Origin of the sequence: Methanobacterium sp. (assembly GCA_039666455.1) — an archaeon.
Classification (GTDB): Archaea; Methanobacteriota; Methanobacteria; order Methanobacteriales; family Methanobacteriaceae; genus Methanobacterium_D.
Genome location: JAVSLW010000037.1, coordinates 16,933 through 32,792, shown reverse-complemented (window position 1 = coordinate 32,792; position 15,860 = coordinate 16,933). Strand labels below are relative to the sequence as shown.

Genomic DNA, 15,860 nt, shown 5'->3' with positions numbered 1-15,860 from the left:
AAAATCAGTTAGATCATTGAAAATTTCAGGCAATTATAAGCAGAGAGGGGACAGTTAATGTTCAGTGAAATAATGAATTGGGGAATGAAGAAGTGGATTTCATTTTTAATTGTGCTGCTTTTTATAACAGATATTATCGTATTACTTGATATCCCTGTATTTCGAGAACTCTCAGTTTTTATCTACTTTACAACTGTTCCAGGAATATTGATTTTACATATTTTCAAATTAAATAAGCTTAATTTTCTTAAAAAAGTGGTGCTTCTAATTGGGCTGAGTATTTCATTTATAACTTTTACAGGGCTGCTTTTAAATAGTCTTTATCCTCTTCTATTAAAACCACTATCTCTTGCTCCGCTGTTAATTTTATTCAACATACTTTTGATAATTATGGCAGTTATTGCTTACTGGAGAAATAAAGAAAACTTCTATCTTAAAGATTTCTTAAATTTTAATGCTAATTTAAATGGTAAATTAACTTCAATCTTAATATTTCCTGCTATATTCCCATTTATGGCCATATTAGGCACTTACCTAATGAATACTTCAGAAAATAACATTATTTTACTTTCGATGTTAATGTTAATTCCAGTTTATATCATCGTGCTGGCATTATTCAAAGAAAAGGTGCATCCTGCTACATATCCCTTTTCTTTATGGACAATAGGTCTGGGTTTACTTTTAATATACGGACTGACTTCACAGCATATTATTGGTAGAGATGTCCACAACGAACTTTACTGCTTAAAATTAACACTTGCAAATTTCCACTGGAATATTATGGATTACTTTAATCCCTATAATGCCTGCTTAAGCATTACAATACTCCCTGCTATATATACTGTATTATCCTCCTTAAATGCAGAATATGTTTTTAAAATATATTTTGCAGTAATAGGTTCATTTATTCCATTAATAATTTATATTGTGGCTAAAAATTATTTGGATGAACAATATGCTTTTTTTGCATCCTTACTTTTTGTATTCCAGCTCTTTTTCATGAATTTATTAGGAGCTATAAGGCAGGAAGTTGCAGTTCTCTTCTTCTTTTTAGCATTAATGGTTATTTTCAGTACTGATATTAACAAACAATTCCAGAAGGTCATGTTTTTAATATTTTTATTTTCACTTGTTGTATCTCACTACACAACTGCATACGTAGCTTTTATCATCATGGCAACCATTCTGCTTGTTCCATTCTTAACCAGTTTGATAAGGAAGAGAAAAATCGTTTTTACAAATTTTGACCTGATTTTGATTTCACTGGCATTTATTGGTTTATGGTACATTTTATTTGCAAAAGTTCAGTTTGCTTCAGGTACTCAGGTAGTTCAAACTACTGTTGCAGCCACAGCAGCTGGTTTAGGTGATGCCTCAACACCAGCATCAGCTTTTGCAGATTCAAGAGGAGATTATGTTTTGGGGATACTTGGAATTAAGCTTAAGTCAGTTCCAAACACCATAAGTGTTATAGCTCATAATTTAACTTTTGCAACAATATTAATTGGTCTTTTAGCTATTGGCAGACACTTTAAGCATTATCTGACTAAATTCGGTGCTGAATTTTTAGTGGGAGTAGTATTATCCATTGCTTTAATGGTTTCATTTGTTGTTTTACCTTATATTTCGGTTGCATATGATGTTGCCAGGCTATTTTTCCAGCTCATCATATTTTTAGCCCCGGTTTTTATAATAGGTGCAATTGCAATTGCTAAATTAATCAAAAAGCCTAAATGGAGTGTTGCAATTATTCTTATTCTACTAATATTCTTATTTTCATGTACCACCTATCTCCAATATCATTTTTATGGAATGCCATATTCTGCAACCTATGATAAAGACGGAATAATAAGAGGGGAGACATTTATTTATCAAAGTGAGCTGGCTGGAGTATACTGGCTAAAGGAGAATAGAATAAATAATTTAAGTATTTATTCAGATGAAAGAATAGGTTCTAGATTTAATATTGCTGATTTTAGACCTAAAAATGCAAATTCGTCATTTTTTATTTACAATAAAACAGTTAGTTCGGGATATATCTATTTGGGAAAGGTAAACATTGATAAAAAACAGATTTATCAAATTTACGATGATATTTTAATCTTGGATTTAAACAACTATAAGCACCTTTTTATAAGAAAAGAAAGGATTTATGACAGTGGAGGAAGCCAGATATGGTTTTAGACAGTGGTAATCTCAAAAAACCACGAATTCTCTTTGCACATCATACTGCAATGTGGTACAGAAAACCATTTTTCAAGAAATTAAGCGAGTTGTATGATGTTAAATTTCTTTTCACCAATGTTAAAGGGTATAATAAGACTTATGACACAGATTTATCAGTCGAGGGACTTGAAGGAGTAAATTATGAAGTTTCAAAAAATTATTTTGGAATAGCATTTGGTGCGATAAGAGAAACATTAGGCGATTACGACGTGTTTGTCGGGGGGAGCTGGGACACTCCCACAGACCTAATAGAAACGCTTTTTTATTTTGTTATTGTAAAATTAAGGCGGAAGTCTTTTATTTTATGGAGAGAAGACTGGGATTGGAATGTTAAATCCCTTAAAAGATCTTTTGTAAAGGGTTTTGCAGGTTTTATCAGTAGAAATGTGGATGCTATACTTGTACCTGGCTTTAAACACAGAGAATTTTTCACAAAACTTGGAGTAGATGAAAATAAAATTTTTATAATGCCCAATGTAAGTAACATTGAATCAGGTTCAGATGATCTGGAAAATAAGGAAAAAATTAAAGAAGAACTTGATTTAAGCGGTAAAAAAGTAATTTTATATGTGGGACGTTTAATAGATCTTAAAGGCGTTGATTATCTAATAAAAGCCTTTGCCAAGCTCTCTAAAAAGATGGAAGGTGCGGTTTTACTCATTGTCGGTGATGGTCCAGAAAAAGCAAAATTAGAATCACTTGCTGGAGAACTTAAACTGAGCAATGTTATTTTTACTGGAAATATTGATAATGATCTTCTTGGAAGCTATTATTTATTAAGCAATGTTTTTGTGCTCCCATCTATAACCACTTATTATGCAGATGCCTGTCCATTAGTTGTAAATGAAGCAATGTACTTTGGAAAACCTGTTATTACAAGTGATGCTGTTGGAACAACCTTCATGATTGAAAATGGTAAGAATGGATATGTGGTGCCTGAAAAAAACGCTGATTCACTTTGCAGTGCTATTTATAAAGTTTTAAATGATCCGGAACTGGAAAAAAAGATGGGTGCAAATGCTAAAAAGTTAATTGAGAAAAGATTCAGGTATGAAAATATGATTGAAGGATTTAATGCGGCTGTTAATTATGTTAATAGACAAAATTAATCTTTTAAAATACTTATTTAGATTTAAAAAATCTTTTAATGATTATAACAGAATATAACTTAATTATTTGTATTATATAAATAGGTAGAAATGAATAATAGTGTTTTTTGTGAAATTTAAGGAATTTTAAGTTAGTATCAATTTCCAAAAGAACTTTCTTAATTAATGCTGAACTTCTCTTTTTTCTTGATATTCCTTCTTTATGCCAGATATTAGAGTTTAAAACGCTAACTACTCTATATCCTTGTTCTTTAAGCTTTATACAAAGATCTACATCTTCATTTCCAAAAAATAATTCATTATTTAAAAACTTTATAGGGATTTGTCTGGATTTCATCATCATAGCTGCTCCTGAAACCCAATCACATTCTATTATATCATTATAATCCTCTACATTACTTATCTCTGTTAAATCATAATATCCCGGATATTTATTTAAATTTACTTTACCTCCAAGATTTGCTACAACATCATTTCTACCCTCAAAGTCATAATAGTAAATTTTTGGCCCTACAATACCAATTTTTTCGTTTGTTTCAGCTAATTCTACTAATTGCCCTAAGAAATCTTTATTAACGACAGTATCATTATTTAAAAGTAAGATGTAATCTGGATTTAAAGCCTCCAATGCATATTTCATTCCTATATTATTTCCTTCTGCAAAACCATAATTCATATCATTTTTTATGAGCACAAGCTTTTCACTGGAAGATAATCTGGTTATCTCTTTGTTTTTTATTGATTCTGATTCATTTTTTGAATATTCAAATAATTTAATTGGTTTATTTTTAGGATTATACTTAAAGAATAAAGAGTTAGGAACTATTTTGCCCTCACAATACTCTTTTATCTTATTAATTGATTCATCAGAAGATCCATTATCCACAACAATAATATTATAAGTTGGATAATTTATTTGGTAAAGTGATTCTAAACATTCTATTGTATCTTCCCAACCATTCCAGTTCAAAATTATAATAGAAATACTGGGATTCATATTATTCATTTTTTACATCCTCTAATACTCAATATTCACTTAGTTATTCCAAATTCATTCCACGTTTTAAATGCCATAACAGTCTTTCTCCAGCATGTTCTATTGTCCAGAAATTTTTAACAATTTCTATGGCATTTTGACCTAATTCTTCTCTTTTTTCATCATTTAAAAGGAGTTCACTAACGGCATTTGCAAATAAATCTTCGTCTCTTTCTGTAAGTAAGCCTGTCTTATTGTGAATTACAGTTTCTCTAACACCTCCCTCTTTAACTCCAACAACAGGAGTGCCACATCCCATTGCTTCTAATGGTACAAGACCAAAAGGCTCAAGATATGGAGCATAGAGAATTAATTTAGCTTTATTATAGAGAATTACGAGTTCATCATCATCTATTAAATCCAGTATTTCAAGTTCGACGCTATATTCTGATGCGACTTTTTCAATGTAGGATTTCCACTTAGCATCGCCAAAATTTGATACTATAACAAGTTTAGGGCGTGATTTATAATTAATTTTACCTAATGATCTTAAAATGAAGTCATAACCTTTTGATGGTATAATTGTCCCCACAGATAATACAAAATCTTCCTTTGCAATCCCAAGTGGCTTGAATAATTCTATATCTATTCCCAAATATGAAACAAATGAATTTAAACCATAAGTTCTTAAAATAGACTCTCTTGAAAAATAAGAATTTGATAGCGTATATTTTGCAAAAGAAGAATTTTGTTTATCAATTTTTGATTCTTTACTTTCAATGTAATTAACGCCTATTTTTATTATTGGTTCGAGTTTACTATTTCTTTTATCTTTGGAGATTTTTTCTAAAATTTCTTCATTTCTTTGAGGCTGCTGACAATAATAAACAACTGGTTTTTTTATATACTTTAGAAAAAACGGGGACATGGTATACTGATCTTGTTCACTAAGTACAACATCATAATCCTTAGCATTAATATAATTAGCTATTTCCTTTTCAGTTTTTTCAAGATCTCTAAAGGAAATAGGTTTTATTATAGCTGGAACATATTCTAATTTAGAATATATCATAGATCTCCAAAAACTCTTCTTTACAGGGAATATTTCAACTTTTCGAGTGACTTCTTGAAGTGGTAGAAAATTTTCGTTGGCAGTTGATGGAACAAAGATGTCAATGATGTGCCCTGATCTATTTAAATAGCTGAGAAGCCCATATAATGCTCTTTTTGCTCCTCCGGACGGTAAATTGTGAAAAACTGCAATTTTAAGTGATTTCATTGATACTCTCCATATCTGTTTAAATGATTATATATAGTGATTAAAGTATTTCCTTTGATATTGATTATTTAAATTATTAATTCGATTATTTACTAATATTTGTTAATTAAGTTAATTTGAATGATTGATTTGATTAAACTATTTCTTCATAAACTTTCCATGTTTCATGCGCAGCTTTCCTCCAGCTAAACAGTTTAGCCCTGTCCAGGCCTTTTTTTCTTAAATCATCCTTCAATCCATCATTTGTCAGTACTTCATATATTGCATCCACTAAATCACTTGGTTCATTTGGATTCACCATGATCCCTGCACTTCCTACGACTTCGGGCAAAGATGATGTGTTAGATGTTACTACTGGCGTTCCACAGGCCATTGCCTCCAGTGGCGGAAGTCCAAAACCTTCATAAAGAGATGGATAAGCCAGTAAATCTGCTACATTGTAAAATTTCACAAGATCTTCATCTGGAACGTAATCTGTAAAAATTACGTCTTTTTGAAGTTCTAAATTTGCAATAGTCTCAATTACTTCCTTATATTTCCATCCTTTTCCACCGATAATCACAAGTTTATGTGACATGCCCTTCTTTTTTAGTTTATAAAGAGCTTTAATAATGGTAGGAACGTTCTTCCGTGCTTCAATTCTTCCAACAAAGAGTATAAATGGATAATTAATTCCATAATTTGCTTTTAATTCATTTTTTATTTCATCTTTATCATTTAATGGTTTATATTTTGGATCAGCTGCTTCAAGAATTACTTTTATTTTTTCTTCAGGTACATTCAAATATTTAATACAATCATTCTTAGTACTTTGTGAAACAGCTATTATAATATCTGCCCTATTTTTTATTAGTTTTAATGATGAATTCCATAATAAAACTGTATCTTTTGAATAGGTTTCTGGGAATAATAATGGAATTAAATCATGAACTGTTAAAACTTTTTTAGCATTATTAAAGAAAAATGGCGAAATTTGGCTGTGCCAATGTGCAGGAACGTGTAACACATCAATTTTGGCTTTTTTTATTGCATAAGGTAATCCAATAGCATTAGTAAGTTTAAATGGGATTTTTGGAATTAGAACATCATTTGTTTGGGAATATACAGGATCATCAGTTTTTTTATAATGAATTAGAGATAACTCATCTGATTTTCCCATCTTTATCATGTTTTCGATTAAATTATAAAGGTAATTATCCACACCAGTCCTTTTCCTATCAATTATCCAAGAAAGAAATCCTATATTTGCTTTTTCTTTATAATTTATCAATATTACACCTTATTTAACTAATTAAAACTAAATTGATTGATTTTAATATACAAAATTATTTTATAATATCCTCATAAATTTTGAATGTTTCATGGGCAGTTTTATCCCAGCTGAATAATTTGGCTCTGTTCAAACCTTTTTTTCTTAAATCATCCTTCAATCCATCATTCGTCAATAATTCATACATTTTATTGGCTAAGCCATCGATATTATGAGGATTTATCATAATTCCGGCATCACCAACAACTTCAGGTAGTGAAGTGACATTAGATGTTATTACAGGCGTTCCACAGGCCATTGCCTCCAGTGGCGGAAGTCCAAAACCTTCATAAAATGATGGAAATACAAATATGTCTGCAGCGTTATAAATAGAGGCAATATCCTCTTCAGGTACATACTCTATGAAAATTATATGTTTTTGTAGGTTTAACTTATCTATTAAGTTAAATATTTTTTTTCTTTGAGATTCTTTTATTTGTGGTCTACCCACTTTTACTAATTTGATATTCTGTAAATTAAAAGTTTCTAAAAGCTTTTTAAATGCTTTAATTAATACTGGAAGATTTTTTCTTGATTGTTCTGAGCCTACATAAAGTATGAATTTTTCAGGTAATTTATACTTTTTTTTTACATTTTCGACTTCTTTTTGAGGTAATTCTCTAAATTGTTCATCAACGCCGAGATATATAGTTTCAACTTTATCAGGAGATATATTTGTTTCTTTAATTAAGTCATATTTCGTATGATTTGAAATAGTTATTATCCTATCTGCTTTTTTCATGGAATTTATAGAGTATCGTTTAAATGATTTTTCTATAGATCCATATTCTTCTAATATTAGACCTATAGTATCTAAACAAGTAGCAATTTTTGGAGAATCTGTTTTGAGTGAATTTAAAAGATATGTATCTTCCTGAGAAAAGATATGAATAATATCTGAATCATTTCTGATGTATTTTTGAGCTATTTTTGGATAAAAAAACCGATTATATAAAATATGACTATTGAATACATTTAATTTACATCCAACATAAGGAACTTCCTTAAAATCGACTTTATCATATAATTTTTCAGATATTTTAGTGTAAACTTTATTTCTACCAAACATTCCCTTAATACTAACACCAGTTACTGCATCAACTTTAATCTTACTCATTTTTTCCCAACTTTTTAGTGAATTAGAGATTGAATTATATATGTTCTGGAGGTTTTTTAGTAATACCTTTCATTATTCCTTTTAAATAACATAGATAATGTTTTATACCAGTATGACGCACTAAATAAAGGCTTTCCTGCGGAAATATAACCAGAATAAACATTAATAATGATTTAAGATATTCAATTCTTTTATAATACTTTTTAAAAAGGTAAACTCTATTCATATGGAAATAGTAGGTTTTAAAACAGTTGCTACTGGATACGCCCATTTTATGCCATATTTTTGATTTGTAGGCATAAACGCATTTATAATTGTTTTTTAAAATTCTTAGTGACCAATCAACATCTTCAAAATACATAAAATAGTCAAGATTAAGTAGACCCACTTTTTCTATCATTTCTCTTTTACATAGCACACATGATCCAATAATAAAATCTAATTCCTGATTCCTGTCATACTGGCCATTATCTATTTCCAAATGCCCTACGGGTTCTACTTTGAAATATTTTGAATTTATAAAACCTCCGGCAGTCCATTGTATCATATCTTTTTCACTATAAAAATATGTTTTTGGGCCAACAGCTCCTATTTCATCACTACTTTTTGCAACATTTACCAGTTCATGAAGGAATTTTTTATCAACAACTGTATCATTATTTAAAAGTAAGATGTAATCTGGATTTAAAGCATCCAATGCATATTTTATTCCTATATTATTTCCTTCTGCAAAACCATAATTTTCTTTGTTTTTTATTAAAATAATTTTTTTATTCGACGGTAAGTTTTCTATTAACTCAACTTTGTCATTTTTGGGTTTTAATTCTTCCCCTATATGTTCAAGGATTTTAATGGGTTTATTTAAAGGATCATATTCAAAAAAAGAAGATTCTAATTTTATTTTACCCTGGCAATATTCTTTTATCTTATTAACTGAATCATCAGAAGATCCATTATCCACAACTATTACATCATAGTTTGGATAGTCAATATGGTAAAGCGATTCGAGACATTCAACAGTATCCTCCCATCCTTTCCAGTTTAAAATGATTATTGCAACGTTTTTATTATGCATTATTGACCTCAAAGTACTTTTTAAAAAGATTTTCTAATTTATCAGTGGATTTATCAAAATCAAATTTTTTAATATGTTCATAACCAGATTCAGCTATTTTAATCCTTAAATCTGGATTATCTATTAATTTAATCAAGTTTTGGGCTAATGAATCAATATCACCTGGTTTGGAAACTAAAGTAGTTTTTCCAGGAATCGTACAATCTTTAATAGCACCAACATCTGTAGTTACTACTGGAAGTTTACATGCCATTGCTTCAAATGGTGGTAATCCAAATCCCTCGCAATGACTTGGAAATAAAAATATATCACAGGAGTTGTATAATTTTCTAAGTTTATCACCTACAGGTAATAGATGAAACTCTACATAATTAGGAAGTTCATTTTCTGATGGTTCATGGCCGAACATGATTAATTGAACATTTTTATCTTTTTTGACTAATTCAAATGCCTTTAAAGCATCATTTACACCTTTCCATTTATCTGTTCGATAAGGAGTTAGTATTCTGATTGTATCTGTGTTTTTATCTTTTTTTTCTGGATAAAATTCGTTGAAATCAAATCCATTAAGTATTAAAGCTTCAATATTAGCTCCAATATCCTCTAATTTCTCTTTCAACCAGCTTGAAATTACTATGTTATGTAAACCCAGTTTATATGTTTTATTTACTTCTTCTTTCGGGCCTCCCCAGACTTCATAATGCTGGATGAAATAAAATTTTTCGCCTTTGCTTTTTTTATATTTAGAAACATAATTAGCTGTTTCCCACCATGTAGCAACTATAATATCAGAATCAGGAATATATTTTTCTTCAAATGTGGGTACTTGTATTAGAGGAGTTTTCAAATCAAACCAATCTACAAGAATACTATTATTTAAGTTTAAAAGTTTTCTTATTCTATAAATGATTTTTTTTATAAATGTGGGTTGTGAATTTGGTGGAGAAACAATGATCAAAACCTCATGACCTCTTTCTTTTAATCGATTGGCATACTTAAATACAATTTTAACTCCGCCAGTTAAAATAGTATCAGGTAATAGAAATGTTATCTTCATTTTTTCACCATTTAACTTTGAATTAGCTCTCAGTTTTCCCTAAAAGTACCTTTAGCAAATTTAAATCTTCTTCATCGAATCCTTTAATGATGAATATTGTTGTAAAGTAAACGATAATTCCTATTATTATAAGTATAAACAAGTTTAAATGGTTTAGATAAACAATAAAAATTCCCATTATTAAACTTGCAAAAATTGACTTGATTATATAGGCATATTCTTTTTTTGAGGGAGCATATCCCATGTTAGATACAACTTTCATACCCATTAAAAAAGCTAACAATTCTGTTAAAACAGTTGTAGCACTTGCTGCTATATAAGTAAATTTAGGGATTAATAGTAAATTTAAAACAATATTAATAACCGCACAAATTGCAGTTATTTTAGTTAGAGTTAATTGTTTATTTGATGCTTCAAGCAATCGTGCAAAAGCACCGCTTATAAAAATAATAACTGCAGCCCATACTAATATTTGCAGGGCTATAATTGAATTTGTATATGCCGCACCAAAAATCAGCAGAATTATTTTATTTGCTAATAGAGTAACTCCAACCCCTATTGGAATTCCAATCATTACCATGTACTGGAAATATTTTTCATATGCAAACTTAAGAGAATCTTTTGAAGATTTATAAAGCTGAGACATTACAGGAAATATAACCACATTTAGCACAGTAGGAATAAATAATAACACTATAATTAGTCTATATGCCGCGTTATACCATCCAACAACCTCATTATTAACCATAAACGACAATATTACTGAATCTATATAGAAATATATGGTTGCAAATAGCGCAGTAAATCCAAAGGGCCATGCTTCTAACAATGTTGGCTTCCAAAAGTTTAAATCAATATCTATTTTGGGTAAAGAGAACTTCCAAACATATACATTGATTGAATAAACTAAGCCAATGATATTAGCAATAATATAAATAGAAGCGAAATATAAAATGTTTAGTTGATATGTAATTCCAATAATAGTTCCTGTAATCATTAATACACTGTTTAATATAATATTTATGGCTAAATATTCCACTTTTTCATTTGCTTGAAAAATAGAGATAAAAACGCCGTTAAAAACGTTAACAATCGTGGATAAAGTAATGAGATAAATAACAATCTTAACTAACTCACTATCTCCTTTTAAGTTAACTGTTAAGGCTATAGCTCCGATCATTAAGAATGTAAGCAAAATTTTCATCAGAAGAATATTTGAAATGTATTTATCTGTTAAAGATTTATCCTGTGCAATTTCTCTTATCATTAATGATCCTAAGCCCATGTCAGCTAAAATAACAAAAATTCCAGTTAGAGAAAGGGCAAGGGAAATTGTTCCAAAACCTTCAGCACCTAAATATTGTGCTGTATACATGGTAATGAAAAAACCCAGAATATAACTTATTATCTGTGCTATGAAAAGTACACTTGTATTTTTTGCTATTCTACGCACTGTGCTCATAAAATGTACATCCTTTTAATATTCAAATTGAAGTATAAAAATTATAGAAGTACTCATATTTAATTTAATTACAAATAAATCTATCTAATGAGCAATTAAAAGTTTCCATCAAAATCAGCATCAAGATTTCTTTCTAAAGATTAAACCCAGATGATTTAGTTTTAAATATGTCTGATGTAAACATTTAATTCTCCAGATATCCTTTATCATATAAAGCCCTATAACTTTCATGATTACTTCATTTGTTAAATAATCATCTCTTTTTACGAAAGAAGTCTTAAAAGAAGTATATCTTTAGATTTAATCATTATTTAATACATTGAATTTGTGTTGAACTTAAAAAAGAAAAAAAAGAAATATTAGCCATTAGAAAGGCAAAGAGACATGTTCACCTTTTCCTTTCATAACGACTGTTTTTGTATTCCAGTTTTTTATTACGCCAAACGTGTTTCTGGAACTTGTAGTATCTACACTGTACCATCGACCGTTTACCCAAACTTCAGCCCACACATGTCCGTAGGTGTTACCGCTTGTAAAAAATGTACAGGTCCCGTGCATATATTTTGCAGGAATGCCTGCAGCTCTTGAAAGAGCAATTAAAAGATGGGTTTGGTCTACACAGTTCCCTGTTCTATCATTTAAGGTTCTTACTGCACCTCTTTTGGTGTTAGCGTAGAAGGAATAGCTTATCTTATCCCTTACCCAGTTAAAAATATTCTCTGCAGCATTCCGGGCTGAATTAGCATTTGCAATTAATGAATTTGCAAGAGCTATGATTGCAGGATTATCTGACTGACAGTTATTTGATGGTTGGGTGTAGGCGATTAGATCATTGGGCACGTCAAATAACGTGTAAATCCATTTGTCCAGCTTCACAGAACTTGGTAAAGTGTTATTCTGACTATAATAATCTAATACCTTTGAGTACATGTAGATCATGTTCTCGTAACCAAGGAATCGTCCTAGACTACCGTTTTCATAGAATTCTGGTGCAACTCCATTCTTGTCCATAAATGACTTGATCATGCCTGCAAGTTTCAAATACTCTGCCTGTGACATATTCCCACTGTTTAGGTCGTCTCTTGGCATTGCTCCTTTAATGCAATTGTATAAGTATAGTACTGAGTTTAGATCATTGTTTTGTATGTTTAAAGTTGCTGTTGTTAATAATTTTAGGAATGAAGGCATACCAACATTAACACCGTTAATTGTCACATAATCTGGTAGTTTTCTGTTTGTGTCCACATAGTTTTTAACCCATGATGCAGCTGTTAGAACGTCGTTGAGCGTGAAATTTACTGATGTTACTATTTTCCAGGGTTTTACAGGTATACCGTTTGGTAGTGTGTTATTGGTTTTGTAGCTGGATAAAATGCTTGAGTACATGTAGATCATGTTCTCGTAACCAAGGAATCGTCCTAGACTACCGTTTTCATAGAATTCTGGTGCAACTCCATTCTTGTCCATAAATGACTTGATCATGCCTGCAAGTTTCAAATACTCTGCCTGTGACATATTCCCACTGTTTAGGTCGTCTCTTGGCATTGCTCCTTTAATGCAATTGTATAAGTATAGTACTGAGTTTAGATCATTGTTTTGTATGTTTAAAGTTGCTGTTGTTAATAATTTTAGGAATGAAGGCATACCAACATTAACACCGTTAATTGTCACATAATCTGGTAGTTTTCTGTTTGTGTCCACATAGTTTTTAACCCATGATGCAGCTGTTAGAACGTCGTTGAGCGTGAAATTTACTGATGTTACTATTTTCCAGGGTTTTACAGGTATACCGTTTGGTAGTGTGTTATTGGTTTTGTAGCTGGATAAAATGCTTGAGTACATGTAGATCATGTTCTCGTAACCAAGGAATCGTCCTAGACTACCGTTTTCATAGAATTCTGGTGCAACTCCATTCTTGTCCATAAATGACTTGATCATGCCTGCAAGTTTCAAATACTCTGCCTGTGACATATTCCCACTGTTTAGGTCGTCTCTTGGCATTGCTCCTTTAATGCAATTGTATAAGTATAGTACTGAGTTTAGATCATTGTTTTGTATGTTTAAAGTTGCTGTTGTTAATAATTTTAGGAATGAAGGCATACCAACATTAACACCGTTAATTGTCACATAATCTGGTAGTTTTCTGTTTGTGTCCACATAGTTTTTAACCCATGATGCAGCTGTTAGAACGTCGTTGAGCGTGAAATTTACTGATGTTACTATTTTCCAGGGTTTTACAGGTATACCGTTTGGTAGTGTGTTATTGGTTTTGTAGCTGGATAAAATGCTTGAGTACATGTAGATCATGTTCTCGTAACCAAGGAATCGTCCTAGACTACCGTTTTCATAGAATTCTGGTGCAACTCCATTCTTGTCCATAAATGACTTGATCATGCCTGCAAGTTTCAAATACTCTGCCTGTGACATATTCCCACTGTTTAGGTCGTCTCTTGGCATTGCTCCTTTAATGCAATTGTATAAGTATAGTACTGAGTTTAGATCATTGTTTTGTATGTTTAAAGTTGCTGTTGTTAATAATTTTAGGAATGAAGGCATACCAACATTAACACCGTTAATTGTCACATAATCTGGTAGTTTTCTGTTTGTGTCCACATAGTTTTTAACCCATGATGCAGCTGTGAGCATTTGATCTATAGTGAATGCTGTTCCATTTTGTGAAGTAAAGAACGCACTGTCTATTAAACCATATCTGAATAATACATATCCAGATGCACCGTTTTCAATTGCTGAATTTATGTCATTTTGTAATTCATCTGCGGGTAACTTTGTTATATCGTTGTCTGATTCGTATGTCTGAATTCCTGCTAAAACAGGTTTTCCACCAAAGTTTTGAGCTATCCATTTTGCAGTTGAACCAATCCATTCTGTATCCTGCTTGTAATTTCCTTTGTAAATCATTGGAACAATGAAATCAAGGTAAGGTGCAAGTTTAGCGTAATCCTGCCCGTAATAATATCCATTCTGGCTACGTTCAGGCATTACAGCCGCTGAAATGGCTACTTTAGCTTTTATTCCTTTTACAGTGTTGTAAACATCTTTAACGAAAGATGTTATTACTGCTGTTCCGTCATGTTTGTAGGCTGTTCCAGGATATCTCACATAATCAAGCTGGATCCCATCGATGTTGTAATTGCTTACAATGTCAGTAATTTTACTAAGTAAAAATGTACGTTGGGTTTCATTTGCTGGATTAATCCAATTACCATTAGTATCCTTAAAACATGTAATCCATGCATGGATTCGTATTCCGGTACCTGTAAACTTTTGTATAACCGTTGTTAATATGTTCTGATAGGTTGGATTTGAAATTAAGTTTGCTTTAACAAATATATCTGTAACATTGGCGTTTACCAAGGCAGTTACATTTACATTGCCTACATCACTGGTACTGAGCCATATACCTTGGACATTGGTATATGAATCCTCACCTGCTGCTGTATCTGATGTTTCTGTTGAATTAGAGCTGTTTGTTGTATTTTCACTTGTTGACGTTGAATTTATAGTGTGGTTACTGTTTGTTGATGAATCGTTTAGCTCGGCTGTGGTTTTTTCTATGGTTAAATTTGTTGTATTTTCTATTTGCGTTTCATTGATGGCGTAAATACAGTTTAAACCAAATACTATGCTAAATATAAGTAGCACAGCTAATAATTTTTTCGTAATTTTATCGCCTCCGCATCCTCTAACTTCATAAATATAAGTTTTTGAAGTTAGTGGACGGTATTGATATCATAATATATGGTTTATAAATATTTCGTTTTTTAATGCAAAAAAAGACACTATTAAAACTTCTTTAGCAATTTAAGACGCCCGTAGGGATTTTTGGATTAAGGTATCTGGGGGCATTCGTCTTTGTTTGCGTTATTGGCGGATTTAAGTATTTTATAACTTATTTAATGAAAATAGCACAATTCATAGTTTTAATGTATTGTTGTTGGGTTTTTTTAGGGTTTAATGGAACTTTTAATTCAATTATAAGTTATTTAGAGTGTTATTTTTTTTTATAAATGGTGTTAAATGAATTTAAAAATCATTATAGTCTAAAAAATAATTCAAACGTATATTTAGATAAATTTATTTGGGAATGTTCTTTTTAGAAGGAATTCTATGAAATATAGATATATTTTTGGTCCTTTTTAATGAGTAATTCTATTTTTATTTTAAATTACTTCTAATATAAATGGCGGATAAAAATTAGATGATTTTAGAATTAAAATATCTATTTAAAA

The 15,860-nt window shown here is 30.6% G+C and carries 10 protein-coding genes; 2 read left to right on the top strand and 8 right to left on the bottom strand.

Annotation, left to right across the window (positions count from 1 at the left end):
- Positions 1–57: 57 nt before the first annotated feature.
- Both PQ963_09785 and PQ963_09780 read left to right on the top strand, forming a co-directional pair.
- Positions 58–2,184 (top strand): DUF2206 domain-containing protein, encoded by a 2,127-nt coding sequence (locus PQ963_09785; protein MEN4029949.1) that lies wholly within the window; start codon positions 58–60, stop codon positions 2,182–2,184.
- A complete protein-coding gene (locus tag PQ963_09780; GenBank protein MEN4029948.1) occupies positions 2,175–3,335 on the top strand; it encodes a glycosyltransferase family 4 protein in 1,161 nt (386 codons plus the stop codon). Before PQ963_09785 ends, PQ963_09780 begins: the two co-directional genes overlap by 10 nt.
- A 13-nt stretch (positions 3,336–3,348) precedes the next feature.
- On the opposite strand, the gene PQ963_09775 is transcribed toward PQ963_09780, so the two are convergent.
- The 8 genes from PQ963_09775 to PQ963_09740 all read right to left on the bottom strand — a co-directional run bounded on the left by PQ963_09775 (position 3,349) and on the right by PQ963_09740 (position 15,273).
- A complete protein-coding gene (locus PQ963_09775) occupies positions 3,349–4,341 on the bottom strand; it encodes a glycosyltransferase family 2 protein (protein MEN4029947.1) in 993 nt (330 codons plus the stop codon).
- Positions 4,342–4,375: 34 nt separating this feature from the next.
- Positions 4,376–5,590, bottom strand: a complete 1,215-nt coding sequence (locus PQ963_09770; GenBank protein ID MEN4029946.1) for a glycosyltransferase family 4 protein — start codon at positions 5,588–5,590, stop codon at positions 4,376–4,378.
- Between the two features lie 133 nt (positions 5,591–5,723).
- Positions 5,724–6,860, bottom strand: coding sequence for a glycosyltransferase family 1 protein (locus PQ963_09765; protein ID MEN4029945.1), 1,137 nt, complete (start codon positions 6,858–6,860; stop codon positions 5,724–5,726).
- A 55-nt stretch (positions 6,861–6,915) separates the two neighbouring features.
- Positions 6,916–8,016, bottom strand: a complete 1,101-nt coding sequence (locus tag PQ963_09760; protein ID MEN4029944.1) for a glycosyltransferase family 1 protein — start codon at positions 8,014–8,016, stop codon at positions 6,916–6,918.
- A gap of 34 nt (positions 8,017–8,050) precedes the next feature.
- Complete coding sequence (locus PQ963_09755; protein ID MEN4029943.1) at positions 8,051–9,091, bottom strand: glycosyltransferase family 2 protein; 1,041 nt, start codon at positions 9,089–9,091, stop codon at positions 8,051–8,053.
- Positions 9,084–10,148: a glycosyltransferase family 4 protein gene (locus PQ963_09750; protein ID MEN4029942.1), complete on the bottom strand. Its 1,065-nt coding sequence runs from the start codon at positions 10,146–10,148 to the stop codon at positions 9,084–9,086. Before PQ963_09750 ends, PQ963_09755 begins: the two co-directional genes overlap by 8 nt.
- A 22-nt stretch (positions 10,149–10,170) precedes the next feature.
- On the bottom strand, positions 10,171–11,610 hold the full coding sequence (locus tag PQ963_09745; GenBank protein MEN4029941.1) for a flippase: 1,440 nt from the start codon (positions 11,608–11,610) through the stop codon (positions 10,171–10,173).
- Between the two features lie 366 nt (positions 11,611–11,976).
- Positions 11,977–15,273 (bottom strand): transglutaminase domain-containing protein, encoded by a 3,297-nt coding sequence (locus PQ963_09740; GenBank protein ID MEN4029940.1) that lies wholly within the window; start codon positions 15,271–15,273, stop codon positions 11,977–11,979.
- Positions 15,274–15,860 lie beyond the last annotated feature (587 nt).

What these genes read in the sequence shown, in the direction of transcription:
- PQ963_09760 (MEN4029944.1), bottom strand. Translation starts at nt 8,016, where the DNA reads ATGAGTAAGATTAAAGTTGATGCAGTAACTGGTGTTAGTATTAAGGGA.
- PQ963_09755 (MEN4029943.1), bottom strand. Translation starts at nt 9,091, where the DNA reads ATGCATAATAAAAACGTTGCAATAATCATTTTAAACTGGAAAGGATGG.
- PQ963_09785 (MEN4029949.1), top strand. Translation starts at nt 58, where the DNA reads ATGTTCAGTGAAATAATGAATTGGGGAATGAAGAAGTGGATTTCATTT.
- PQ963_09780 (MEN4029948.1), top strand. Translation starts at nt 2,175, where the DNA reads ATGGTTTTAGACAGTGGTAATCTCAAAAAACCACGAATTCTCTTTGCA.
- PQ963_09750 (MEN4029942.1), bottom strand. Translation starts at nt 10,148, where the DNA reads ATGAAGATAACATTTCTATTACCTGATACTATTTTAACTGGCGGAGTT.
- PQ963_09775 (MEN4029947.1), bottom strand. Translation starts at nt 4,341, where the DNA reads ATGAATAATATGAATCCCAGTATTTCTATTATAATTTTGAACTGGAAT.
- PQ963_09745 (MEN4029941.1), bottom strand. Translation starts at nt 11,610, where the DNA reads ATGAGCACAGTGCGTAGAATAGCAAAAAATACAAGTGTACTTTTCATA.
- PQ963_09770 (MEN4029946.1), bottom strand. Translation starts at nt 5,590, where the DNA reads ATGAAATCACTTAAAATTGCAGTTTTTCACAATTTACCGTCCGGAGGA.